General features: G+C 45.3%; 22 protein-coding genes and 1 tRNA gene. 11 read left to right on the forward strand and 12 right to left on the reverse strand.

Translation table 11 applies throughout. The annotated features are described in order from the left end of the window. Window positions 1-495: an acetolactate synthase small subunit gene (gene ilvN / locus L1D22_RS12540; protein WP_060467124.1), complete on the forward strand. Its 495-nt coding sequence runs from the start codon at window positions 1-3 to the stop codon at window positions 493-495. A gap of 113 nt (window positions 496-608) precedes the next feature. Further along, window positions 609-2,492 carry a diguanylate cyclase gene (locus tag L1D22_RS12545; protein WP_239830055.1) on the forward strand — a complete coding sequence of 628 codons (1,884 nt, stop codon included), beginning with the start codon at window positions 609-611 and terminating at the stop codon, window positions 2,490-2,492. Between the two features lie 582 nt (window positions 2,493-3,074). On the opposite strand, the gene L1D22_RS12550 is transcribed toward L1D22_RS12545, so the two are convergent. Beyond that, on the reverse strand, window positions 3,075-3,746 hold the full coding sequence (locus L1D22_RS12550; RefSeq protein WP_275665047.1) for an FCD domain-containing protein: 672 nt from the start codon (window positions 3,744-3,746) through the stop codon (window positions 3,075-3,077). Between the two features lie 175 nt (window positions 3,747-3,921). Then, entirely contained in the window at window positions 3,922-5,334 is a 1,413-nt protein-coding gene (gene pykF / locus L1D22_RS12555) for a pyruvate kinase PykF (protein WP_239830056.1), read from the reverse strand. 429 nt (window positions 5,335-5,763) lie between these two features. Between pykF and L1D22_RS12560 the strand changes: the two genes are divergently transcribed. Continuing rightward, on the forward strand, window positions 5,764-6,534 hold the full coding sequence (locus tag L1D22_RS12560) for a DeoR family transcriptional regulator (RefSeq protein ID WP_176680873.1): 771 nt from the start codon (window positions 5,764-5,766) through the stop codon (window positions 6,532-6,534). A 106-nt stretch (window positions 6,535-6,640) separates the two neighbouring features. Continuing rightward, window positions 6,641-8,473, forward strand: a complete 1,833-nt coding sequence (glmS, locus tag L1D22_RS12565) for a glutamine--fructose-6-phosphate transaminase (isomerizing) (protein ID WP_239830057.1) — start codon at window positions 6,641-6,643, stop codon at window positions 8,471-8,473. Window positions 8,474-8,589: 116 nt separating this feature from the next. Here the strand turns inward: glmS and L1D22_RS12570 are convergent, their stop codons facing one another. The 6 genes from L1D22_RS12570 to rpsU all read right to left on the reverse strand — a co-directional run bounded on the left by L1D22_RS12570 (window position 8,590) and on the right by rpsU (window position 14,800). Further along, on the reverse strand, window positions 8,590-9,858 hold the full coding sequence (locus L1D22_RS12570) for an O-acetylhomoserine aminocarboxypropyltransferase/cysteine synthase (RefSeq protein ID WP_239830058.1): 1,269 nt from the start codon (window positions 9,856-9,858) through the stop codon (window positions 8,590-8,592). A 203-nt stretch (window positions 9,859-10,061) separates the two neighbouring features. Continuing rightward, window positions 10,062-10,137, reverse strand: a tRNA-Ile gene (locus L1D22_RS12575). Window positions 10,138-10,300: 163 nt separating this feature from the next. Next, the gene (gene rpoD / locus L1D22_RS12580) at window positions 10,301-12,145 is read right to left on the reverse strand and encodes an RNA polymerase sigma factor RpoD (RefSeq protein ID WP_017629389.1); all 1,845 of its coding nucleotides are present in this window, start codon (window positions 12,143-12,145) and stop codon (window positions 10,301-10,303) included. 99 nt (window positions 12,146-12,244) lie between these two features. Further along, window positions 12,245-13,996, reverse strand: a complete 1,752-nt coding sequence (dnaG, locus tag L1D22_RS12585) for a DNA primase (RefSeq protein ID WP_176680876.1) — start codon at window positions 13,994-13,996, stop codon at window positions 12,245-12,247. 119 nt (window positions 13,997-14,115) lie between these two features. Further along, window positions 14,116-14,559, reverse strand: coding sequence for a GatB/YqeY domain-containing protein (locus L1D22_RS12590; protein WP_239830059.1), 444 nt, complete (start codon window positions 14,557-14,559; stop codon window positions 14,116-14,118). 25 nt (window positions 14,560-14,584) lie between these two features. Next, window positions 14,585-14,800 carry a 30S ribosomal protein S21 gene (gene rpsU, locus L1D22_RS12595; RefSeq protein WP_004396009.1) on the reverse strand — a complete coding sequence of 72 codons (216 nt, stop codon included), beginning with the start codon at window positions 14,798-14,800 and terminating at the stop codon, window positions 14,585-14,587. Window positions 14,801-15,058: 258 nt separating this feature from the next. Here rpsU and tsaD point away from each other — a divergent pair, with 258 nt between their 5' ends. Both tsaD and L1D22_RS12605 read left to right on the forward strand, forming a co-directional pair. After that, window positions 15,059-16,075, forward strand: a complete 1,017-nt coding sequence (gene tsaD / locus L1D22_RS12600; RefSeq protein ID WP_017629386.1) for a tRNA (adenosine(37)-N6)-threonylcarbamoyltransferase complex transferase subunit TsaD — start codon at window positions 15,059-15,061, stop codon at window positions 16,073-16,075. Window positions 16,076-16,181: 106 nt separating this feature from the next. Beyond that, entirely contained in the window at window positions 16,182-16,997 is an 816-nt protein-coding gene (locus tag L1D22_RS12605) for an alpha/beta fold hydrolase (RefSeq protein WP_239830060.1), read from the forward strand. A 60-nt stretch (window positions 16,998-17,057) separates the two neighbouring features. On the opposite strand, the gene plsY is transcribed toward L1D22_RS12605, so the two are convergent. Next, a complete protein-coding gene (gene plsY, locus L1D22_RS12610; protein WP_239830061.1) occupies window positions 17,058-17,654 on the reverse strand; it encodes a glycerol-3-phosphate 1-O-acyltransferase PlsY in 597 nt (198 codons plus the stop codon). A 138-nt stretch (window positions 17,655-17,792) separates the two neighbouring features. Between plsY and folB the strand changes: the two genes are divergently transcribed. Genes folB through L1D22_RS12625 form a run of 3 tightly spaced genes read left to right on the forward strand, consistent with a single transcriptional unit; the run spans window position 17,793 to window position 19,450 of the window. Further along, window positions 17,793-18,152: a dihydroneopterin aldolase gene (gene folB / locus L1D22_RS12615; RefSeq protein WP_004735969.1), complete on the forward strand. Its 360-nt coding sequence runs from the start codon at window positions 17,793-17,795 to the stop codon at window positions 18,150-18,152. After that, window positions 18,149-18,631: a 2-amino-4-hydroxy-6-hydroxymethyldihydropteridine diphosphokinase gene (folK, locus tag L1D22_RS12620; RefSeq protein ID WP_123287345.1), complete on the forward strand. Its 483-nt coding sequence runs from the start codon at window positions 18,149-18,151 to the stop codon at window positions 18,629-18,631. Before folB ends, folK begins: the two co-directional genes overlap by 4 nt. Before the next feature lie 15 nt (window positions 18,632-18,646). Further along, entirely contained in the window at window positions 18,647-19,450 is an 804-nt protein-coding gene (locus L1D22_RS12625; protein ID WP_239830062.1) for an undecaprenyl-diphosphate phosphatase, read from the forward strand. A 90-nt stretch (window positions 19,451-19,540) separates the two neighbouring features. On the opposite strand, the gene L1D22_RS12630 is transcribed toward L1D22_RS12625, so the two are convergent. Continuing rightward, entirely contained in the window at window positions 19,541-20,857 is a 1,317-nt protein-coding gene (locus L1D22_RS12630; protein ID WP_239830063.1) for a multifunctional CCA addition/repair protein, read from the reverse strand. A 36-nt stretch (window positions 20,858-20,893) separates the two neighbouring features. On the opposite strand from L1D22_RS12630, the gene L1D22_RS12635 reads away from it, so the two are divergent. Continuing rightward, window positions 20,894-22,564, forward strand: coding sequence for an AAA family ATPase (locus L1D22_RS12635; protein ID WP_239830064.1), 1,671 nt, complete (start codon window positions 20,894-20,896; stop codon window positions 22,562-22,564). After that, on the forward strand, window positions 22,564-23,544 hold the full coding sequence (locus L1D22_RS12640; RefSeq protein ID WP_239830065.1) for a general secretion pathway protein GspB: 981 nt from the start codon (window positions 22,564-22,566) through the stop codon (window positions 23,542-23,544). The genes L1D22_RS12635 and L1D22_RS12640 overlap by 1 nt, the downstream gene beginning before the upstream one ends. A 124-nt stretch (window positions 23,545-23,668) precedes the next feature. Here L1D22_RS12640 and L1D22_RS12645 read toward each other — a convergent pair whose 3' ends face one another. Together L1D22_RS12645 and L1D22_RS12650 are read right to left on the reverse strand one after the other, a co-directional pair. Then, entirely contained in the window at window positions 23,669-24,280 is a 612-nt protein-coding gene (locus tag L1D22_RS12645; RefSeq protein ID WP_017629377.1) for a TIGR04211 family SH3 domain-containing protein, read from the reverse strand. 205 nt (window positions 24,281-24,485) lie between these two features. After that, window positions 24,486-25,748 carry an inorganic phosphate transporter gene (locus L1D22_RS12650; RefSeq protein ID WP_239830066.1) on the reverse strand — a complete coding sequence of 421 codons (1,263 nt, stop codon included), beginning with the start codon at window positions 25,746-25,748 and terminating at the stop codon, window positions 24,486-24,488. Between the last annotated feature and the right edge of the window lie 47 nt (window positions 25,749-25,795).

Here is a 25,795-nt window from a genome sequence, read left to right on the forward strand (position 1 = left end):
ATGAGACACATTATTTCACTACTAATGGAAAACCAACCGGGTGCGCTTTCTCGTGTGGTTGGCTTGTTTTCTCAACGTGGCTACAACATCGAGTCGTTGAACGTATCGCCAACTGATGATCCAACACTGTCTCGTTTGAACGTGACAACTAACTCAAACGAAATGCAGCTTGAGCAGATTCAGAAGCAGCTACATAAGCTGATCGATGTACTTAAGGTACAAGAAGTCTCTGAGCTTGAGCACATCGAACGTGAACTTCTGATGGTAAAAGTACGTGCGAGCGGCTTTGCTCGTGCAGAAGTGAAGCGCACAGCGGATATTTTCCGTGGTCAGATCGTTGATGTGACCGCTTCGCAATACACGGTGCAAATGGCGGGCACGAGCGAGAAGCTTGATGCTTTCATTCAGGCTTTGTCTGAAGTTACGGAAGTGCTTGAGGTAGCTCGAAGTGGCGTGGTTGGTATCGCACGTGGCGAACGAGCGCTGAAAGCCTAGACAATAAGTCTTTATAAAATAGCTTTAAAGCCGCTTTTTTAAGCGGCTTTTATTTTGTTAATTCTTTAGAGTGCTATAATCCCGCGCTCGACTTCCATTCACCTGAGTTAGCAATGAGAACTAAAAAATCAATAATTACATTGCTGATTATCTCTATCACACTGTCTTCTGCTGTAGGGCTGTATTATTTACAGCGCTATCAAGACGTTAAAACTCAGAGCTTCAATGAGTCGGCAAAACAAGCCCTTCATCAATTGGTCTACGCTGAACGAGACTACAACCTTCTAAAATCTCAATTAGTCTCTGTTATGGAGTTACTCAGCCATAGCCAAAGCTTGGTTAATTTCGCCTCTTCTCCATCAGACCAAACCAAAAACCTGCTTGAAGAAGTATGGCAGTCTGTTCTAGTGAACCAAAAATGGTACACACAAATTCATTTACTTGATATTGCAGGTAAAGAACTGGTGCGTGTGAACTATTCGTCTGCAACAGGTGAGGTGACGTTACCTCAGCATCTACAAGACAGATCGGAATCTAGCTACTACCAATTCGCGCAAGGCTTGGAACACGAAGAGATTGGCGGCTGGGGAATAGAGCTTGAAACCGAGCACGGTGAGTTAACCTATCCTTATAAACCAGTTCTGCGAGTCTTCACTCCCGTTGAAACACCAGAGAAGCGTGTTGGCTATCTTGTGATTAATTTGGATGTTTGGGGCCTATCGTCGCGTCTGAGTTTTTCACCTGATAACGCCCTTAGAGCAGAAGTTATCAATGAAGCGGGTTACTTCATAGCGAGTAAAAACAGCGGAAAGTTGTTCGGTGACTCTATTCCAGAAAGGAAAAACTACAACCTGAAAAATATCGCGCCGAAGACGTGGGATGCGATCTCCAATGATCAGGTGGGATACGTTTTTGAAGGTGGTAATTTGTTTGCCTTTAACACGGTTATGCTCGCGAACAGTCAAAAGGTCCACTTACTGATTCAACTTAATCAGAAGCAATTGATGGATCGGGCTGAGCGTGATCTAGATGATTTGGTCCATGAAGAGATCATTGTTTTGATTACGGTGCTGATTTTCGCCTTCCCGTTTGCTTACCTGGTGACGCACTATCGACGTCGCAGTTTAGAAAGTAAATTAGCACGTGCGGCATTGAACGGCATGTCGGCAGTGATGATCTCTGACAAGCAACATCGCGCAATGATGATCAATAATGAATTTGAAAACATGACGGGTTACAGTAAAAAACAAGTCATTGGCTACAATGCCTTGCAGCTGCTGCTAGAAAATACCGAGCAGGCACTCTCTAGTGAGTCCATCTGGCAGCACCTAGAACAAGAAGAGGTATGGGAAGGTGAGGTGCTGTGTAAGAACAAGCTTCGCATTCCTTTTACCGCAATCATGCGAGTTCATGCGGTCAAAAACAATTCGGGTAAAGTGAGCTATTACATTACCTCGTTGGTTGATATCTCGGTAAGGAAAGAGCTTGAAGTTCGTTTACGTGTACTAAGTGAAAGAGACCCTTTGAGTAACCTCTGGAACCGACGCAAGTTCGAAGAACAACTGGCTTACTATTCTCGCTTGGTTGAGCGTTACCCCAATGAATCCACCACTTGTTTAGCCTTAGTCGATATCGATAACTTTAAGCGAATTAATGACGAGCTTGGTCATGATGAAGGCGACCGCGTGATTGCGCGCGTTGCAGGGCTTCTGCAAGATAGCCTTCGCAGTACCGACTTTGTTGCTCGTGTTGGGGGAGAAGAATTCGCATTGCTGATGCCACACACATCTCTATCGGAAGCGAAGCGCGTGTTAGATCGATTACGAATTGAGATAGAGCTAGCGGAGGGCACTAAGGTGACGGTGAGTGTTGGCTTTACGGATTTAACCAGTAACAGCACCCGTTCATACAAATGTGCCGATGTCGGGCTTTACGAATCGAAATCCTCTGGTCGCAATACCGTCTCTATGTGTTCTAGCCATGCTGATGTTGCTTAGTTTTCTACCTATTTAGTTTCTTTCTTCTGTCTGGCTAATCTCTTTACGCTGCTTTCCGATTGATTTGCCTTCCCTGCTTTTTATTAGGAATCTCACTTTTGAGCGACCTATGTCACAAAATCTATACAGTTAGACTAAGGTCTAATGCTGGCGATAATTTGAGCTAAACTGAACAATAAGTAAACTACCTTGCTTCAGATTACATCGTGCTTAACGGTGTAATAAATAGAGTGTTTACCAGATGTAAAAGGATGACACCGTTAACTTAATTCAACTGATTAGCTAGCTTTTTCAATGATTTGAAAGGCAGCAGTAGAATTAGGTTAGCTGGAGCAAGAGTTTGGGGATCATACAGTCTGGTTAAAAGAGGCGTGGTATGTTTGTCGATTTTTTAGTGAGGTTAACCATAGGCACATTAGCCATTCTTGGCTTTCAATTGAGTGCTTTGTATTTTTTACCTATGGTTGTGCTGCTCAATACTCATCACAAAGAGTTTTTTGGGTGGTAGTTCAGTCGTAATACTGGAAACAAAAAACGGAGCCATTGGGCTCCGTTTTTATTTGGTTAGAAACTACTTTAGCGTTATGCCGCTTCGATAACTTCTTCAATTCGTTTCATTGAACCTAGCAGGTGTTGATCAAGCAGTTCAGTCGCTTGCTCTACATTTTTAGACAGTACTAGCTTCATGATCATTTCGTGCTCATCAATATTGAACAGATCTTCAGATGCGCTTTCAGCAGACATCGCTAAGAAGCGGTAACGTTTCACTTGGTTGATCAGGTCATCAAAGAACTTAAACATGTTCTCTGAATCAGCGCCTTCAAGTAACGCAACGTGGAACTGTTGGTGACGCTCTTCCCACTCAACACAATCAAATTCTTCTGATACGTGCTGTACTCGTGACAATTTATGGTAAGACGTCAGTACATCTAGTTCCCAGCTTTCATCACCCGCTGAAATCGCCTTTTTGAGTAGAACAGAAGAGACAACACGAAGGCTTTCGTATAGGTCATTCAGTTCTTTCTTTGATACAGGAGATACCCAGCAGCCTTTTTGTGGCTCAAGCTTTACGTATTTGCTCCAAGATAACTGTACCAAGGCTTCGCGAATAGGAGATGCGCCTACGTTATATCGTGCTTTTAGATCAGCAACAACGAGCTTTTGGCCTGGGGGTAACTCACCATTAAGAATATCTTGGCGAATCATCTTTGATACTTTGTCAGTGAGCGTAGGACTAGACATTACAAACCTCATGTATATTGATTTCTAGTCTGCTAATCCGTCTCTTAGAAAGAGCCCATTGGAAGTTAACAGTACGTAGTTCTATCTTGGTTGATAATACAGCGTACTGAAAAGTTAGGCAAGATTTTGTTTCATAAAAAAAGAGGGCCGAAGCCCTCTTTTATATTTTATGTGAATCGGTTCATTCTTATAGAACGTGAACAGATGCCGTGTTTGTAGTACCAGAAGCGACTAGAGCACCAGAAACCATAACTACGATGTCGCCTTTGTTACCTAGGCCAGATTGTAGAGCGATTTCTTTACCGTTGATGTAGAACGCGTCTGTGTTCTCGATAGAGTCAACAAGAACTGGCTTAACACCTTTAGTAAGAACTAGCTGTGCAGCTGTCTTTTCGTTAGTTGTTAGAGCAAGGATGTTTGCAGTTGGGAAGTACTTACGTACTGAACGTGCAGACTTACCGCCTTCAGTTGCAACAACGATTAGAGGAGCAGCTAGCTTCTCTGCTGTGTCTACAGCGCCTTTACATACTGCTTCAGTGATGCGTAGACGTGGGCTGTCTAGACGAGAACCTAGCTCAGCTTTAAGAGCTGAATCAGTGCGGTTCGCGATTTGAGCCATGATAGTAACAGCTTCAACTGGGTACTTACCTTTAGCAGTTTCGCCAGAAAGCATTACTGCATCAGTACCATCCATGATTGCGTTCGCAACGTCACCCGCTTCTGCACGAGTTGGACGTGGGTTGCTGATCATAGAGTCAAGCATTTGAGTTGCTGTGATAACCATCTTACGTGCACGGTTACACTTCTCGATCATCATCTTCTGAGCGAAGATTACTTCTTCAGCTGGGATTTCAACACCTAGGTCACCACGAGCAACCATGATGCCGTCAGAAGCTTCAAGGATTGAATCGAAGTTATCTACACCTTCTTGGTTTTCAATCTTAGAAATGATGTGGATGTTCTCGCCGCCGTTAGCGTTTAGAAGCTCACGGATTTCTTTAACGTCTTCTTCTTTACGGATGAAAGAAGCAGCAACGAAATCTACGCCTTGCTCACAACCAAACTTAAGGTCAGCTTTGTCTTTCTCAGAAAGAGCAGGAAGTTGAACAGAAACGCCAGGAAGGTTAACACCTTTGTTTTCGCCTAGAGCACCGTTGTTAAGAACTTTACACTTAACTTCAGTTTCTGTTGTTGCGATAACTTCCATTTCGATTAGGCCGTCATCAACAAGGATAGTGTTACCTACAGTTAGGTCTTTAGCGAAACCTAGGTAAGTTACTGCTACTACGTCTTTGTTACCAACAACTGTTGCGTCAGTTGTGAAAGTGAACTCTTGACCAGCTACTAGATCTACGTCGTTACCATCTTCAAGTTTGATAGTACGGATTTCTGGACCTTTAGTGTCTAGAAGGATAGCAAGTTGCTCACCTTTGTTTTCCATTACTTTACGGAAGTTCGCGATACGAGTGCCGTGCTCTGCGAAATCACCGTGAGAGAAGTTAAGACGCATAACGTTCATGCCAGCATCAACTAGTTCAGTTAGCTTCTCTACAGATTCAGTTTTAGGGCCAATCGTACATACGATTTTGGTCTTTTTCATGGAAGGTACTCTCCGGTAAGTATTGTTACAATTTGAAATTTATTTAAGTTCTGAAGATTGGTCCGCTACATCAACATTTTGTGCCTGTTGTGTAAAAGCGCGGGACTTCCAATATGTCCTTCAGAGTTGTAAGTCTTTCATCAATTTTAGTCATTTTATGACCAAAAGGTTTTGATTCAATATCGGTTTTCTGTGACTTACCCCACTATATAGGCGGTAAGTTGCAAAAAAATAACAGTCAGTTTTGTAATTTTTTTTCTTTTCGGGTGCGGATTCTACCACCTAATGACTTCAATATCACTGCTTAACAATTGTCTTAGGACAAGGTTTTATCGCTATTTATTAATTTTTTGGATCAAAATAAATGGACTAAATAGTTTCGTTGTAACTATAATATGTTTCATATCGAAACTTAACGGTCTTTTTTAAATGTCGAAACGAAACACTCAGCTCAGAAGACATGCAATTTCTAACCTAGTGAACGAAAAAGGGGAGGTTAGTGTTGATGAATTATCCGCTAAGTTCGAAACCTCAGAGGTCACTATTAGAAAGGACTTGGCGTCTTTAGAGAAAAACGGTCAGCTTTTACGCCGTTATGGTGGTGCTATTTCGTTACCGAAAGAGGTTGTGAACGAAGAACTGGGTCAACAAGTTTCGACTCGAAAGCTTTCTTTGGCAAAAGCGGCTGCAGATTTAATTCGTGACCATAACCGTATTGTGATCGACAGCGGCAGCACGACAGGCGCCTTAATTCAGCAGCTAAACAGTAAGCGTGGTTTGGTGGTTATGACCAACTCATTGCATGTGGCTAACGCGCTTAATGAGCTTGAAAGTGAACCGACGCTACTCATGACCGGCGGTACTTGGGATACCCATTCGGATTCTTTCCAAGGCAAAGTCGCAGAGTCAGTACTGCGTGCTTACGATTTTGACCAACTGTTTATCGGGGCTGATGGTATCGACCTCGACAGAGGCACAACCACATTCAATGAGTTGGTTGGCCTGAGTAAAGTTATGGCTGAAGTATCACGAGAAGTGATCGTGATGGTTGAGTCTGAAAAAGTGGGACGAAAGATCCCCAATTTAGAACTGGCTTGGAACCACATCGATATCTTGATTACCGATACAGACTTGAGCAAAGAATCTCAAGCAAGTATCGAATCACATGACGTTCGAGTGATCTTAACGGATCCAGCTTAAAACGAATTTTAAATATTATGCATTTAACTTCCTATAATTGATCTTATTAAAGATATGGCCTTTGCTTGCTGCCAGTAGGAATAAACAAAATTGATGGAGTAAAACTATGTGTGGAATTGTTGGTGCAGTAGCACAACGTGATGTAGCCGAAATCTTAGTAGAAGGCCTTCGCCGCCTAGAATACCGTGGTTACGACTCTGCAGGTGTCGCTGTGGTGGATAGCGAATCTAACCTAACTCGTGTTCGCCGCTTAGGTAAAGTACAAGAGCTAGCAGACGCGGTAGAAGAGCAACAAGTGATTGGCGGTACAGGTATCGCTCATACACGTTGGGCAACACACGGTGAGCCGTCTGAAGCAAACGCACACCCACACATGTCTGGTGATATCGCAGTTGTACATAACGGTATTATCGAAAACCACGAAGCACTGCGTACTCTGCTGCAAGAGCGTGGCTACGTGTTTACTTCACAAACGGATACAGAAGTTATCGCTCACCTAGTTGAGTGGGAACTTCGTACTTCTGATTCATTGGTTGAAGCTCTGCAAAAAACAGCGAAACAGCTAGACGGTGCGTACGGCACTGTTGTGGTTGATCGCAAAGATCCTAGCCGCATTGTTGTTGCTCGTTCTGGTAGCCCTATCGTTATCGGTTTTGGTGTGGGTGAGAACTTCCTAGCATCAGATCAACTTGCACTACTAAGCGTAACTCGTCGCTTCATGTACCTAGAAGAGGGTGATGTTGCTGAGGTTACTCGTCGTGATGTAACGGTATTTGACGTTGCGGGTGAGCGTGTAGAGCGTGAAATCGTTGAATCAAACGCAGAACACGATGCTGGTGATAAAGGTAAATACCGTCACTTCATGCAGAAAGAGATCTTCGAACAACCAACCGCGTTGATCAACACAATGGAAGGTCGTATCTCTGAAACTTCGGTTATCACTAACGCAATTGGTGTTAAAGCGGAAGAGATCTTAAGCAAGGTTGAACACGTGCAGATCATCGCATGTGGTACTTCTTACAACTCAGGTATGGCTGCTCGTTACTGGTTTGAATCTCTAGCGGGCGTAAGCTGTGATGTAGAGATCGCTTCTGAATTCCGTTACCGTGATTTTGTTGTTCGCCCGAACAGCCTACTCGTCACTTTGTCTCAGTCTGGTGAAACGGCTGATACGCTTGCTGCACTTCGTCTTGCAAAAGAGAAAGGCTACATGTCAGCAATGACTATTTGTAACGTTGCGGGTTCTTCGTTAGTTCGTGAATCTGACTTTGCTTTCATGACTCGCGCAGGAACAGAGATCGGTGTAGCTTCTACTAAGGCTTTCACAACTCAACTCGCAGCAATGCTGATGATGGTTACTTCAATTGGTCGCCTACAAGGTCGCATCAATGAAGAGAAAGAAGCGGAAATCGTTAAAGCACTGCATGAGCTACCGACGGCTATCGAGCAAGCTCTAGCATTCGATAAAGAGATCGAAGCGCTAGCACCTGACTTTGCTGATAAGCACCACACATTGTTCTTAGGTCGTGGCGAGTTCTACCCAATCGCAATGGAAGCGTCTCTGAAGTTGAAAGAGATCTCTTACATTCACGCTGAAGCATACGCAGCTGGTGAACTTAAACACGGCCCTCTAGCACTTATTGATGCTGACATGCCAGTAGTGGTAATTGCACCAAGCAATGACCTACTAGAGAAGCTGAAATCAAACGTTGAAGAAGTACGTGCTCGTGGCGGTCTACTTTACGTATTCGCTGACCAAGACGCAGGCTTTGAAAGCGATGAGAACATGAAGATCATCAAGATGCCTCACGTAAGTGAAGTAACTGCACCAATTTACTACACAGTACCGATGCAGTTGTTGTCTTACCACGTAGCGCTAATCAAAGGTACCGATGTTGACCAACCTCGTAACCTAGCGAAAGCGGTAACCGTTGAGTAATCGACAGTTTATCTAAGCAATAGATAATAAGAAGCCCATCCAGTGATGGGCTTTTTTGTACCTGTTACTTTTCTCATGTCGCATGAGACTTTAATATCTCGGTGTCGCTACCTTGATTAAGCGTTAAGAGCTTGCTCTAGGTCAGCCAAGATATCTTCGATGTGCTCAATACCGACTGAAAGGCGAATCATCTCTGGTGATACACCAGCTTGCTTTTGTTCCGCTTCGCTTAATTGACGGTGCGTTGTAGAAGCAGGATGACAAGCTAGAGACTTAGCATCACCAATGTTCACCAATCGCTTGAAGATTTGTAGTGCGTCATAGAAGCGAACGCCTGCTTCATAGCCGTCCTTCAAGCCAAAAGACAAAATAGCCGATGGCTTACCCTGCATGTACTTTTCAGCAAGCGGGTAGAATTCTGAACTCGGCAAGCCAGCGTAGCTTACCCAGCTGACTTTTTCATGTTGGCTGAGGTATTCTGCCACTTTCAATGCGTTCTCTGTGTGTCGCTCCATACGTAACGACAACGTCTCCAAACCTTGCATCAACATGAAAGCATTCATTGGTGAAAGTGCGGCGCCTGTATTGCGTAGTGGAACCGTTCTAGCACGACCGATAAATGCAGCCTCACCAAAGGCTTCGGTATAAACCACACCATGATAAGAAGGCTCAGGCTGATTAAACACAGGGAAGCGATCTTTGTGTTCTGCCCATGGGAATTTACCTGAGTCGACAATCACGCCACCCAATGTTGTACCGTGGCCACCAACGTACTTCGTTAGTGAATGAACCACGATGTCAGCACCAAAATCGATAGGCTTACACAGCACTGGTGTCGCGACTGTGTTATCGACAATTACAGGCACACCTTTTGCGTGAGCAAGTTCTGCGACACGCTCTAAGTCGATAATATTACCTGCCGGGTTACCGATACTTTCACAGTAAACCGCTTTGGTTTTTTCATCGATCAGCGCCGCTAAGCTTTCTGGTTTGTCATCTTTAGCAAAGCGAACCTCAATCCCTTGGTTTGGCAGCATATGAGCAAATAGGGTGTAAGTCCCACCGTAAAGTTGAGGTGTTGAGACGATGTTGTCACCGATTTGTGCCAAGGTTTGAATTGCGTAATTAATCGCAGCACTGCCCGCACTAACCACTAAACCTGCAATACCACCTTCTAAGGCGGCCATGCGTTTTTCTAACACATCATTGGTCGGGTTCATTATGCGAGTATAGATATTACCTGGCACTGCAAGGTTAAAGAGATCGGCGCCGTGTTGTGCATCATCGAATTCATACGCGACGGTTTGATAGATAGGTGTTGCTACCGATTTGGTCGTTGGATCGGTTTCGTAGCCGAAGTGAATCGAGAGCGTTTCGTCTTTCATGTGTCTTCCCTGAACAATTGAGTGATTTGTGTACATTCATATTGCCGATTTTTCCATAAAAGAAAAGTAAGCTTAGTCACAGAGAAGCAATTGGAATTGTGTGCGGGATGATTCGTAATTGTGAGGAAGTGCAGGGCGTGATTTGTGCGGTTTCAGAAAAGCAAAAAGCCAGAGCAGCGTGAACTGTTCTGGCTTTTCTAATTTGGTGGCCCCTCCCAGATTTGAACTGGGGACCGAACGATTATGAGTCGTGCGCTCTAACCACTGAGCTAAGGGGCCGTAGGGCATAGATTATAGGGGAAGCATTCAATGGTGTCTAGACACTATAAGGGGCAATTCCGCTTACATCTTAGCCACTTAAATCACACGGATAAAAAAAAGGTGAGCCAACGCTCACCTTTTCTTATTTATGCTTAAAAGCTAACCACAATTGAGTGTGTGATTACTCGTCTAGGAAGCTACGCAGAGTTTCTGAGCGGCTTGGATGACGAAGTTTACGCAGTGCTTTTGCTTCGATCTGACGGATACGTTCACGAGTTACGTCGAACTGCTTACCAACCTCTTCAAGAGTGTGGTCAGTGTTCATGTCGATACCGAAACGCATACGCAGTACTTTAGCTTCACGAGGTGTTAGGCCAGCTAGAACATCTTTCGTTGCACCGCGTAGGCTTGTTGCCGTTGCAGAGTCTAGAGGTAGTTCTAGCGTTGTATCCTCGATGAAATCACCTAGGTGCGAATCTTCGTCGTCACCGATTGGTGTCTCCATTGAGATTGGCTCTTTAGCGATTTTGAGTACTTTACGGATCTTGTCTTCAGGCATTTGCATGCGCTCAGCCAACTCTTCCGGAAGTGGTTCACGACCCATCTCTTGTAGCATTTGACGAGAGATACGGTTTAGTTTGTTGATCGTTTCGATCATGTGAACCGGAATACGGATAGTACGAGCTTGGTCGGCAATCGAACGAGTGATTGCTTGACGGATCCACCATGTAGCATAAGTAGAGAACTTGTAACCACGACGGTATTCAAACTTATCTACGGCTTTCATCAGACCGATGTTACCTTCTTGGATCAGATCCAGGAATTGTAGACCACGGTTTGTGTACTTCTTAGCAATCGAGATTACTAGACGTAAGTTCGCTTCAACCATCTCTTTCTTCGCACGACGAGCTTTCGCTTCACCGATAGACATACGACGGCTGATGTCTTTAATGCTTTGAACAGTAAGAGACGTCTCTTTCTCGATCATATCCAGTTTTTGGATTGAGCGACGGATATCGTTCTCGTTACGTTTGATCTTTTCTGCGTATGGCTTGTCAGAAGCAAGAACTTCATCCAACCATGCTTCGCTAGATTCGTTGCCAGTAAATAGAGCAATGAAAGATTTCTTCGGCATTTTGCCGTACTCAACCGTTTGACGCATGATTAGGCGTTCTTGAGTACGTACGCGATCCATAGAGTTACGCAGTTCGTTTACTAGGTAATCAAACTGTTTTGGTGTTAGACGGAACTCTTTGAATACGTCTTGCATCATTGTCGTTGCAAGCATAGCTTTCGGGCTTTCATGGCCGTACTCGTTGATCGCTAGTTGACGATTCTGGTAGCTAGTACGAAGTGCTGTGAACTTCTCAAGAGCAAGCTCAGGATCAATACCTGTATCTTCTTCTTCCTCTTCCTCGTCGTCTTCAGCGTCTTCTTTGTCTTCGTCTTCCAGATCAGTTTCAGCAAGTTCTGAACCGATGTGAGTTGCCGTTGGCGCAGCAGTGCCATCGTCATCTGGGTCAACAAAGCCGTTGATTAGGTCTGTTAAGCGAATCTCTTCTGCTTGTACGCGGTCAAACTGTTCCAAGATGTATGGAATAGTGCCTGGGTACTCAGCAACAGAAAGTTGAACCGTATTGATACCATCTTCAATACGTTTCGCAATGTCGATTTCGCCTTCACGAGTCAGTAGTTCAACCGTACCCATTTCACGCATGTACATACGAACTGGGTCAGTAGTACGGCCAATCTCGCTTTCTACGCTTGAAAGCGCAGCAGCTGCAGCTTCGGCTGCATCTTCATCTATATTGGCATCGTCATCATTAAGCGCTAGATCATCAGCATCAGGTGCAGTTTCAACTACCTTGATACCCATGTCGTTAATCATTTGAATGATGTCTTCTACCTGTTCAGAATCCACGATTTCTGCAGGTAGGTGGTCGTTTACTTCGGCGTAGGTCAGATAGCCTTGTTCCTTGCCTTTAATAACAAGTAATTTAAGCTGTGACTGCGGATTTTGATCCATAGATGATATCCAACTTCAGGTCTGGTGAAGGACGTTGCATTCTCAAATGCAAACCAATTATGTTAACAAATTTATTAAATGCTGACTAATCAAACAGGGTTACGCTTTTAGATCTAGCATTAAAGCTAGTAGCTCCCTTTTTTCTTCGGCTGATAAACCGACGCTTCTTGCTTTGGCCTGCAGGTTTTCAATTTGTTTTTCAACGCACTGGGCAAGTATATTGTCCAATGAGTCTAAAAATATGTCTTCTTGATTGTCTTCGTCGAGGGGGATTTCCCAGCTCGCGAGACGAGACAGAAGAGCCTCATGTTTATTGTGTCGCCAATGCTCTAATAATTGGCCTGTGTTGATATGGGGATGCTCGTGGCATTTATCAAGTACTTCGACGAATAAACTTAGTCCAGGCAACTGTAAGCCTTTGACACTTGATAAATCCGGTACCATATCAGCATAGCTCGGATTTTGGATAAGCAAAGCGATAACTTCACGCATTGGAGTGCGCTTCAGCTCTTTATGTGGTTGAGGTGTCGGGTTCTGTGTATGAACACGCGCACGTCTCAATTGGTTATCAAATCCAGTTCGCTCATCGAGCAGTTTTTCGAGCAATTCTTGGAAGTAACTGTCAGGGATTTTATTAATCAAGGCGCTGGCGTGTGCACGCAGTGCTGATTTCCCTTCGGTTGTTCCCAAGTTTAACTTGTGTATTTCAATCAGGTTATCGAACAAGTAGGTCGAAAGCGGCGTCGCATTATGAACGAGCTGTTCGAAAGCGGCTTTGCCGTGTTCTCTTATATAGCTATCTGGGTCTTCACCGTCTGGCAAGAATAGAAACTTGAGTGTGTTACCTGTTTTCAGGTACTCAAGGGCATTTTCCAGTGCACGCCACGCGGCTTCTTTACCTGCACGGTCACCATCGTAACAACAAACCACAGTGCTGGTTTGGCGGAACAACATCTGAATGTGGTCGCCAGTTGTTGAGGTGCCCAGTGATGCCACCGAGTAATCGACACCGTATTGCGCGAGTGCTACAACATCCATGTAACCTTCAACCACAAGTACTTGCGGTGGTTCACGGTAGGCTTGCAACACTTCATAAAGGCCGTAAAGCTCTTTACCTTTATGGAAGATAGGCGTTTCTGGTGAGTTCAGGTATTTTGGTGTGCCATCTTCTAAGACACGACCACCAAAACCAATCACACGGCCGCGACGATCGCGAATCGGGAACATCACGCGCCCACGGAATCGGTCGTATCGGTTGCCTTTATCGTTCTCTATTAACATGCCGCCAGTCACGAGCATGTCTTGGGCTTCTTTCTGTTGGCCAAAGTTCTTACGAACCAAGTCCCACTCATCCGCCACATAACCAATGCCAAACTTCTGGACGATTTCGCCAGACAGGCCACGGTTCTTTAGGTATTCAATCGCCGGTTTATTGGCTGATATTTTCAGCTGAGAGCGATAGAACTGGCTGATGCCGCCCATCAGATCATAGAGGTTACGTTTTTGTTCGCTGTTGGCTCTAGGTGTTGTTGATATCTCGCCGCTGCGTTGCTCTCTAGGAACATCGAGTCCTAAGTAAGAGGCCAGTTCTTCAATGGCTTCAACAAAGTCGAGACGTTCGAACTCCATAATGAAGTCGATAGCATTGCCGTGTACGCCACAACCAAAGCAGTGATAAAACTGTTTTTCTTGGCTTACGCTGAAAGAAGGGGTCTTTTCGTTGTGGAATGGGCAACAAGCACCATAGTTTTTGCCTTTTTTCTTAAGTTTCACGCGTGCGTCCACAATGTCGACAATGTCGAGACGCGCTAGGAGATCATCGATGAAACTACGCGGGATGTGTCCTGCCATAAAACCTTAGAAAAATGCACTAACTGAGAGTGTGGATAATAATAGTTTGAATAGGTTACAGATACAAACAAGCCGTGCGTTCCGAAGGATTGCACGGCTTGTTGCAATTTGATTTGGGATTAAGCGAGTTTAGAACGAACTAAACCACTAACTTTACCCATATCTGCACGCCCTTGAATTTGTGGTTTCAAGATAGCCATTACTTTACCCATGTCTTGCATGCCCGCAGGTTGAGTTTCTGCAATTGCGCTATCAAGTAGTGCAATAACTTCTTCATCAGTTAGCGGTTGAGGCATAAAGCCTTCAAGTACAGCAATTTCTGCTTTTTCCACGTCAGCAAGATCTTGACGATTTGCCGATTCATATTGAGCAACAGAATCGCGACGTTGCTTAACCATTTTCACTAATACAGCAAGAATGTCGTCGTCGTTCAGAGTGATCCGTTCGTCAACTTCACGTTGCTTAATTGCTGAAAGAGCTAAGCGGATAGTGCCAAGGCGCGGTTTGTCCTTGGCTTTCATCGCTAATTTTTGCTCTTCTTTGAGTTGTTCAATAAGAGCCATAACTCAGTCCTTATGGATTAAGTTATTAGTACAGGCGAACGCGACGTGCGTTTTCGCGAGCTAGCTTCTTAGCGTGACGCTTTTGAGCTGCTGCTTTAGCGCGTTTGCGAACTGTAGTTGGCTTTTCGTAATGCTCGCGACGGCGAACTTCAGAAAGGATACCTGCTTTTTCACAAGAGCGCTTGAAACGACGTAGTGCAACGTCGAACGGTTCGTTTTCACGTACTTTAACTATTGGCATATGCCTTTCACCTCAGGGGTTATTCATTATCGCTGGCTACTCAGTACCAAATCAGAGAAGTTACCCATCGAGCTAACTCTCTATTCGCGTTTGGCCATTAACCAGCTTGATCAAAAATGGTGCGGAATTTTAATCCGATCACAGTAGCTTTGTAAAGCACTTTGTCGATTATAGTCTGTACAATATTTGTTTGAAGAGCTTAGGCAGGGTAATATTGCGCTAATTTCCCATTTTAGACGAAAGCGTGCCGAGAAAATTATGCGCATTATTGGTATTGAAACCTCTTGTGATGAAACAGGAATCGCAATTTATGATGATGAGCAGGGGCTGCTTTCTCATCAATTATATAGCCAAGTAAAACTGCACGCCGATTACGGTGGTGTGGTACCTGAGCTTGCTTCACGTGACCACGTGAAAAAGACCATTCCACTGATTAAAGCCGCTTTAGCGGAAGCTAACCTAACATCGAAAGATATTGATGGTGTGGCTTACACAGCGGGCCCAGGTTTGGTTGGCGCACTGCTTGTTGGCGCAACCATTGGCCGCAGTATTGCTTACGCTTGGGGCGTACCGGCAGTACCGGTTCACCATATGGAAGGTCACCTACTAGCACCAATGCTAGAAGATAATCCACCGCCGTTCCCATTTGTGGCTCTGCTGGTTTCTGGCGGTCACACCATGATGGTTGAAGTGAAAGGGATTGGTGAATATAAGATCCTTGGCGAATCGATTGATGATGCGGCGGGTGAAGCCTTTGATAAAACGGCTAAGCTGATGGGCTTAGATTACCCAGGTGGCCCGTTGCTTTCTCGATTAGCAGAGAAAGGCACGCCAGGTCGCTTCAAGTTTCCTCGTCCAATGACCGATCGCCCGGGTCTCGACATGAGTTTCTCTGGCCTAAAAACATTTGCAGCGAATACCATTCGTGACAATGACAACGATGATCAAACTCGCGCGGACATTGCTTACGCATTCCAAGAAGCGGTTTGTGGCACCTTGGTAATCAAGTGTAAGCGTGCCTTGGAACAGACAGGCATGAAACGTATAGTGATTGCTGGTGGCGTAAGCGCAAACAAACAACTGCGTGTTGAGCTTGAAGCGCTTGCTAAGAAAATTGGTGGTGAGGTTTACTACCCACGCACTGAGTTCTGTACTGATAACGGTGCAATGATTGCTTATGCAGGTATGCAGCGCCTGAAAAATGGCGAGACTGCTGACCTTTCAGTTCAAGCAACACCACGTTGGCCGATTGACCAATTAGAGCCAATTGCTTAATACATCAAGATGTTTCGATAAACGGTCGCCTAGTGCGGCCGTTTTTATATCCTAGCTTACCGACAATATGTCGATAAATAATTGCTGATAGAGATTAGGGAAGAAGATGAACAAGTTCACTGTAGATAATCAATCGATGACGTACCTAGACGAAGGTGAAGGCCCGGTTGTTGTATTGGGTCACAGCTACCTTTGGGATAGCGCGATGTGGAAGCCTCAGATTGAGGCATTGAAAGCTCAGTACCGTTGTATTGTGCCTGAGCTTTGGTCTCATGGTGAATCTGAAGCGGCACCGAGTGCAATGCGTAACCTGAAAGATTACGCTCAACATGTTTTGGCACTGCTTGATCACCTAAACATCGATAAGTTTTCAGTTGTTGGTTTATCGGTTGGCGGTATGTGGGGAGCGGAGCTTGCTGAATTAGCACCTGCGCGAATTCAGTCATTGGTGTTAATGGACACCTTTGTGGGTCTAGAACCAGAAGTCGCACACGCTAAATACTTCAACATGTTAGACACCATCACTCAAACTAAGATGGTTCCTCAACCGATTGTTGAAGCCGTAGTGCCACTGTTCTTCGCAAACGATGCTCAAACCAACACACCTGATTTGGTAGCAGGCTTTACTCAGCAGTTATCAGAACTTCAGGGTGATAAGGCGGAAGAAGTGGCGCGCATCGGTCGAATGGTGTTTGGTCGCCGAGATATGATTGAAGCAGTAGAGAACTTTGCACTACCTGTGTTAATTGCGGTAGGGCAAGAAGATAAGCCACGCCCAGTGCTTGAGTCATACCTAATGCACGATTGCATTACAGGGAGTGAGCTAGTGGTGATTCCTGGCGCAGGTCATATTAGTTCGCTAGAGCAACCAGAGTTCGTAAATACGATGCTAAAAGGTTTTTTAGATAAGCACCTGCTATAAGCACTCTCGATTGCTAAAATTTGTCGGCTTAAATCTTTATATTCAAACGGGTATATAAGATTAAGCCGATTTTTTTTGTCCGAGCTTTGGTTCGCTGCCATCGAGTAGGCGGCGGATATTCTGGTGGTGACGTAACACGATCAAACAGCACAACATCGCCACGGGCAGTGTGTATTGGGGTTTGACTAACCAAGCGTAGAAAGGTGCAAGCAGCACGGTCACTAATGCAGCCAGAGACGAGTATCGAAACAAAAGCGCGACCACTAACCAAGTTGCCATGATCATTCCCGTTAGATCGAGTCCTATTGGAGCGATGGCGCCAAGTGCGGTTGCGACACCTTTACCACCCTTAAAGTGGAAGAAGATCGGATACATATGACCAAGGCAGGCTGCGATAGCAACAACGCCTAAAATGATTGGGTCGATCTTGAGGTAGTAGCCAAGCCAGACCGGGATGGTGCCTTTGAGCATGTCGCAAAGCAGTACTGACGCTGCAGCACCTTTGCCGCCGACACGTAACACATTAGTAGCTCCGGGATTATTCGAACCCACCGTTCTTGGGTCAGGGAGCCTCAAAACTCGGCATATCAAGACCGCACTAGAGATTGAACCTAGTAAGTAGGCAGCAATGATCATGATAAGTGCCAATGGGGTCATGTCTGTCCTTAAACGGTTATAAACCTAACGATGGGAAAATAATGCTCAATCCAAGAGTAATTGATATCATATCTCGAATTACGCAAATAATACGTTTTTTTCCCCAATATGGGTATCCGACCTCTAAAAGGACAAGTCATGGCACTGGATAAAGTTTTTATTGAACAGTTAGAAGTAATTACAACGATCGGTGTTTACGATTGGGAACAAGAGATCAAACAAAAACTGGTGCTTGATATTGAAATGGCTCATGACAACCGTCCAGCAGGCAAAAGTGATGATGTGGTTGACGCTTTGGATTACTCAACCGTGAGTACCGCAGTGCTTGACCATATTGCTAACGGTCGTTTCCTATTGGTTGAGCGTGTGGCAGAAGAAGTCGCTGAGTTAATCATGACTCAATTCTCTGTGCCTTGGATTAAGATCCGCCTAGCGAAGCCGGGTGCAGTACCACAAGCAAAAGCTGTTGGCGTGATCATCGAACGAGGTCAAGCATGACAGTAGCCTATGTTGGTGTTGGCACGAACATAGATCGCGACAAGCATGCAAGGGTGGCATGGACAGAGCTTCAATCATTAGGGATTAACCTTAAATGCTCTAAAATCTATCACTGTGAGCCTGTGGGTTTTAATAGCCACCCGTTTTATAACTTTGTGATAGAGCTCGACACATCACTTTCATTGACTGAATTTTCACAGCAACTTCGTAAAATTGAGTTTAAATGGGGTCGCTCTCAAGATGCGCACAAACTTCAAGATCGAAAGCTCGATCTTGATATTGTGCTGTTTGGAGACGTGGTTTCTGAGCGAGAACCAGAATTACCGCGCAGTGATATCTATAAATATCCTTTTGTAACACAACCACTTTATGATCTCTGTCCTGCGAGAGTGATCCCGCAAGATGGACGAACCGTCAGTGAAATATGGCAGAAGATGCAGCAATTAGACTCGCTCTCTGTTGTAGATATAAAACTATAATTTTTAAGGTAAGTAATGAGTTATTTTGAAGCGTTTATATTGGCGTTGGTGCAAGGCTTTACTGAGTTTCTACCTATTTCCAGTTCTGCACACTTAATCCTTCCTTCTGCTGTTTTAGGCTGGGAAGATCAAGGCTTGGCTTTTGATGTCGCGGTCCATGTTGGTACTTTGGCTGCCGTGGTTATCTATTTCCGTAAAGAAGTGGTGTCTCTTTTGAGTGCTTTCTTTGGTTCGGTATTTAAAGGCGATCGCAGCAAAGAAGCGAAGCTGGCGTGGATGATCATTCTCGCGACGATTCCTGCGTGTATCTTTGGTCTGCTAATGAAAGACATTGTTGAGCTTTACCTGCGCAGTGCATGGGTGATTGCGACAACCACTATCGTCTTTGGCCTGTTGCTATGGTGGGTGGACAAGAACTCAAGCCTACGTGATGACGAATACCAAGCGGAGTGGAAAAAAGCCTTGTTCATTGGTCTTGCTCAAGCAATGGCGATTATCCCGGGTACATCTCGTTCTGGCGCTACGATTACTGCAGCGCTTTACCTTGGCTTTACTCGTGAAGCGGCAGCTCGATTCTCTTTCTTGATGTCTATTCCAATCATCACTTTAGCTGGTGGTTACTTAGGTCTTAAGTTGGTTACAAGCGGTGACCCAATCCATGTTGGCACTCTGCTAACGGGCGTTGCGGTGTCTTTCATCAGTGCTTACATCTGTATTCACTTCTTCTTGAAGCTTATCTCTCGTATGGGCATGACACCATTTGTTATCTACCGCCTAATTCTAGGTTGTGGTCTGTTTGCTTTCTTAATGATGCAATAACAGACGCGATAACAGTCTCGTCGTAAGATTGAAATAAAAAGCCCGCTTAATCGCGGGCTTTTTCATACGTATTTATCAGCGCACTTAAGATTAGTGACTAGAGAGTCCCGATAGAGCGCTTTCAATTGCCGCTGCTCTGCGCTTTTCTTGCTCTTCTCGAATCTCTTTGCCTTTAAAGCCATCGGCAATAATAGCTTTAACTTCGACTTGCAGCGCCGCTTGATAAGCCGCTTCAAAACGAGATTTTTGAGGATAAGGCTGATCTTCTAAACCTTTGCGACCAGCGTGGTCGGCTTGGCAGCAAAGTAGAATGTCGTGGAGCCTGTCTGGTTTACGCCAAACATCGAACTTGTTCAAAACCTTAAGGAAGGTGGTTGGCTTGAGCTCACCCGCGCGATGGATATTCGAGTGCTGTTCACACACTAATAGTGCGAGATCTCTGAATTCATTGGGTATTCTTACTCGCTCACAAAGTTTCTTAATGATCTTCACGCCAGTATGGCAATGCATTTTGTGGCTTGGCCATTCGGCTTGTGGTGTCACGCCTTTACCTAAGTCATGCACTTGAGCGGCAAAGCGTACTGGTAACGATGGGCTTAATAGCGCTGCTTGTTGAGCCACCATCAACGTGTGAATACCTGCGTCGATTTCAGGGTGCCATTTCTCAGGCTGAGGGACACCAAATAGAGCGTCAATCTCAGGCAAAACAACCGCGAGTGCTCCGCACTCTTTGAGCACTGAAAGGAACACCTCTGGATGTGGCGTGCTAAGAGACTTGTGCCACTCTTGCCAAACACGCTCTGCTGTAAGGTGTGCGAGCTCTCCTGATTCAACAATCTCACTCATCATCAACATGGTTTCAGGTGCAATCGTAAAGTTTAGGTGGTGAAGCTTGGCAGCGAAACGAGCTACACGCAGTACACGAAGTGGATCTTCAACAAAGGCATCGGATACGTGTCTAAGAATACGATCGAAGAGATCTTGCTGGCCATGGTAAGGATCGTGAAGGTTGCCTTCATCATCTTGTGCGATCGCGTTAATGGTTAGATCTCGGCGCATCAGATCTTCTTTCAAGCTAACATCCGGCGCGAAGTAACATTCGAAGCCTGTGTAACCAGATCCTGATTTTCTCTCGGTGCGAGCCAGTGCGTGCTCTTCCTTGGTTTTTGGATGCAGGAAGACCGGGAAGTCTTTACCCACCGCAGTGAAGCCAAGGCTTTCCATCTGTTGAGGGGTACTGCCGACCACGACCCAATCTTTATCATAGCTATCAATATTGAGTAGCTTATCGCGCACCGCCCCACCGACTAGATAGCGCTGTAGCCCATTCTCTTTTGGTAGGCTATCGTATATTTGCAACTTATCACCTCGAAATGTTTTATCACTGCTGGACTTTACGGCAAGCAATGGTACTTTCCATTAATCGTAATTATAGGGCAGCACATGTATAAGGAATATTTTGGCTTCGTTGAGATGCCATTTTCGATTGTACCAAATTCTCGTTATTTGTTTTTGAGTCAGCGTCATCAAGAAGCGATGCAGAACCTACAAGCCGGTTTAGGCGAGGGTGGGGGCTTTGCGATGCTTACTGGTGAGGTAGGTACAGGTAAAACAACCGTCGCCAAAGCGATGTTGTCTTCACTCGATAATCAGACTCAAGCTGGCCTTATACTCAACCCTACGTTTTCCAATACTGATTTGCTTGAAGCTATCTGTGATGAGTTTGAGGTCGACTACCCTGAGCAAGCATCGCTCAAGCAGTTGAGTCAGGCTATTCATCATTTCCTGCTTGATAGCCATGCAGACTGTATTCAAACCTTATTGGTCATTGATGAAGCGCAACACCTCGCTGCCGATGTGTTGGAGCAGCTACGTCTTCTAACCAATTTGGAAACCGACAGTCGTAAGCTGTTAAAAGTGCTGCTGGTTGGTCAACCCGAATTACAACAGCACCTACAGACCACGCAGCTACGTCAGCTAGCGCAGCGCATTACTGGTCGCTATCACCTATTGCCTCTTAATACGGAAGAAACCGGCAAGTACATCGCGTTTCGTTTGGAAACGGCGGGTGGCGAACAGATGTTATTTGCGAATCGTTCTATCAAGCTGATCGCCCAATACACTCATGGTATTCCAAGGTTGATTAACTTGGTGTGTGATAAAGCACTGCAATTGGCTTTTCATGACGGAGAGCAGTTACCGAGTAATGAAACTGTCAGTAGAGCCTGCCAACAGGTTATGGCTTTTCAGGCGGATGTGTACCATGTTGAGAAGCCTCGTGGCGTAGGTATTGCGCCAAAACTGTTCCAATACGCAGGCATTGCCACATTAAGTGTTGGCCTCGCGGTAGCAACTTTTAATCTCGCGCCATCCTATATCGATTCATGGTTACCTGCTGAGACGGAAAGTGAAGCCAAAACTGAGGTGGTGGCACACGCTCAGCGCTCACTAGTAGCCGATACTCCTAAATTGGTTGAAGAACTTAAGCCAACCAAGTTCGTGCTGCCCCAACATATCCAACAACACTTGATGCAGGGAACCAACCGTTCTCTTGCGATTAAAGATCTCTACACCCTTTGGGGATATCAATCCTCTTTGCGTGATGGCTTGTGCTTAAGTGAGCCACAGAGTGTGTTTGTATGTGAACAGCATCATTCGGATTTAGCGTCTCTGTTAGAACTCGGCGTGCCAGTAGTGCTCAATCTCGAAATAGACCAAGAGCCGGTATTTGCTGTGCTCTATGGTGTGTCTGAGGATTCAGTCGAGCTGCTCGTTAACGAAAAGCTACTAACGATGCCAAAGCAATCATTAGAACAAGTATGGCAAGGCGACTATGTCGCGATTTGGAAACAGCCGTTAAGAGAGACCCTTAAAGAGGGGTATCAAGGTGAGGCGATTGCTATGCTTGATTTGCTGCTTTCTGAAGTCTTAGGTGAAGTGGTGTCTGGCAGTGATGTGTTTGATAACGAGTTGAAAATGAAAGTTGAAGCCTTTCAGATTTGGCAAGGGATGTCTGTCGATGGCATCGCTGGTAAGCGCACGCTAGCAAGACTGCAAAGATTGGCGCAGCTTGATTCTCCTAAATTGATGTCACTGGAAGGAGGGGCAAGCTAATGTCACGTATTATGCATGAGCTTAAACACTCTTCTGGAAAACAGTCGTCTCTGAATCAGCATTCTTTTGGCAAACCAAGCTTCAAAGGCTACCAGAATCATCATGTGCCTAGTCCAGCTAAAGGGATGAATAACAAACGAGGTTCATCGCTAGCGATGGGGTTACTCCTAATGTTGGTTCCTTCCTTGCTGGTGGGTGGGGTTCTGGTCTATCAATCGTATAGCCAGCAACAGGCACACTTAGCAAACCAACCCGTTAATGCCGTGATGGCAGAGTTAAAGCCAAAGCCTCAACTAGAGCTTGAACCGAAAACCGTTGCTGCTGGAACAAAGAGTGAAGCAACAGCTGTCGAGCCTCCAGAAGATGATGCCTTGTTTGCTGTGCGTGTTGCTCCGACAAGCAAAGCGTTAAAAGCATTACCACGCCAAGAGGTGTATGCGCAGATTGAGCTGGAAAGCAACAATGTTGCGGGTGGAACAACCGTCGCGATGGCCAATACCGATAGCACACCGCAAACAACAGCGAATGCAGAACCGGTACCAACCCAACCAACGGTTCAATCAAGTGCGAATGATGAGAGTGCTGACCTACAAGCCGATAGTGATTTGCTGCAAGGGCTGGATCTGACCGAGCTACCACCCGATTTGGCATTGAAGCTTGAATCCATCATGGGGGAGCAACAAAATGATGCACCTGAACCGATGGATTCTAGGCCTGCCGGACAAATGGGGTCGCAGGTCATCGAGTTAGAAACACATACCAATAGCTTGTCTGGAGTGCTGCCTAAATTAGATCTACAGACTCACATGTACTCAAGCAGCGAAACCAAGCGTTGGGTAAAAGTGAATGGTCACGAAGTGGCGCAAGGAGATTGGATCGACCAAGACATTCAGTTACTCGAGATTAAACCGCAATCGGTGGTTATTGAGTTCAATCAGCAGAAGATAGAAATCCCTGCGCTGTATGAATGGAAAGGTTAGTGACGTTGCAATTGGCATGGTAGCTGAGTAGAAATTCAAGACAAATAAAAAGGAGCACCTCGGTGCTCCTTTTTGATATTCGCTACTGGATTTACCTTAGTGAAAGGCAAGTAAAGCGGTTCGCTTACGCCCAGCCGTTTGGTGACTTTCTGCGACGAGGCATGATGTGTGGTAGAACAAGGCCTAGAAGTAGACCGATACCAGCAACACCACCACCGTACATGAAGTACTTCAGCAGTAGGTCATCTTTCTGCGTGTCTAGCTTAGCACGTAGTTCACGGTTTTCTGTTTGAGAGCTTGTTAGCTGTTGGCTAATTTCGCTGTAGTTCTGTTCAAGTTCAGCAATTTGCTTGTTACGAGAATCTAGAGAGCTCGCTAGGCCAGCTTTTTCACTGTCAGCACTTTGACGAGCGTTTGCTAGCTTGCCTTTTACTTCAGTCAGTTCTTTCTCTAGTTTAGGCATGCGCAGTGCCATGCTTTCTTGAGTGCTTACAAACTTACTTTCAACCCAACCTTTACGGCCGCGGTTGTCTTGAATCTGGGTGTAACCCGTACTCTTGTTAGTTTGTAGGTATGTAATCTTCTCACCAGCGTCAACACTACCGATGATACGGAAGGTATTGTTTGGGCCAGAATGCATATAAGTAAATAGTTTGTCAGCAATATAACGGTCTTGTGCAAAGGCAGCTGGAGCCGCAAGCATTGCGAACAAAACTAAGCTAATCAGTTTTTTCACAGTAAATCCCTTAACGATTCAAATTGGGTAGGCGGATGAGTCAGCCTCAATTAGCAAATAATATTTAGTTTCTTTATGCGGTGCAACAAAGAAGGGAGGCAAAGCCTCCCTTTCTGTGCGTTTGAGTCAATAATGACATGGCATTTACATATCGTTACTGAAGCTCACACTATTCTGACGCTAGTCATCACTAACGCAGTCGCGATTACATAGTAAACGCAGCTTGAATTCCGTAGAAGAACACAACAGCAAGTAGAGCACCAGCAGGCAGTGTCACAATCCAAGAAGCTACGATATTACGTACAACGCCTAAGTTCAGTGCTGCGATACCACGAGCAAAACCAACACCCAATACCGCACCAACCAGTGTTTGTGTAGTAGAGATTGGAAGGCCAGTACCTGAAGCGAGTACAACCGTACATGCAGTTGCAAGTTGTGCAGCAAAGCCACGGCTTGGTGTTAATTCTGTAATACCAGTACCAACGGTTGCCATTACTTTATGACCCATTGTTGCAAGACCAACAACGATACCTAAGCCACCTAGAGGAAGAATCCACCATGCGATAGTACTCTTACCTGTGATTTCGCCCATGTGCTCAACCGTTGATACAACAGCTGATAGTGGACCAATCGCGTTTGCAACGTCGTTTGAACCGTGTGCGAAAGCCATCGCACAAGCTGTGATAACCATTAGTACCGAGAAGATGCCTTCAACGCCAGCAAAGCCGTGGTCTTCTTCGCGGTTAGCGAATTTCTTCTGGATGTATAGGTAACCGCCGATCATAACAAGCGCAGAAACGCCAGCAGCCCAAACCCATGCTTCAGTGTTGCTTAGGTGAAGACCTACGTGCTTAAGACCTTTCTTGATCGTTACAAGTGCAATGACCATTGTCGTAATGAACATGTATACCGGTACAAAACGCTTCGCATTGAATAGCGGGTTTTCCGTATCAAAGATCAGTCGCTGCGCACTCACAAATATTACGTAAGCAAAGAAGCCGGAAATAACAGGTGTGATAATCCAACTGCCCACAATGCCTTGAACGCTGCCCCAGTCAACCGCTTCTGTACCTACAGAGATACAAGCAAAACCGATGATTGCACCTATGATTGAGTGAGTAGTAGAAACAGGCCAGCCCATGTACGAAGCTAGAAGTAGCCATGTACCTGCAGCTAGAAGTGCAGACATCATACCGAACACAAGTACATCTGGTTGATGAGCGAATAGAGATGTTTCGATAACACCTTTACGGATCGTATCGGTAACTTCGCCACCGGCAAGATATGCGCCCGCGAATTCAAAGATCATTGCGATAATGATCGCTTGTTTAACGGTTAGAGCTTTAGAGCCTACTGAGGTGCCCATTGCGTTCGCAACGTCATTTGCACCAATACCAATAGCCATCAAGAAACCGAAAGCTGCTGCAACAATAATCAGGACAGTGCCGTAGTTAGCAAGGATATCCATCGTAATACCTAGTTGTTTGATAACAAGCGGAGCAAATTTAGACGCAA

This window comes from Vibrio sp. Isolate34 (genome assembly GCF_022397915.1).
In the GTDB taxonomy this organism is placed as follows: domain Bacteria; phylum Pseudomonadota; class Gammaproteobacteria; order Enterobacterales; family Vibrionaceae; genus Vibrio.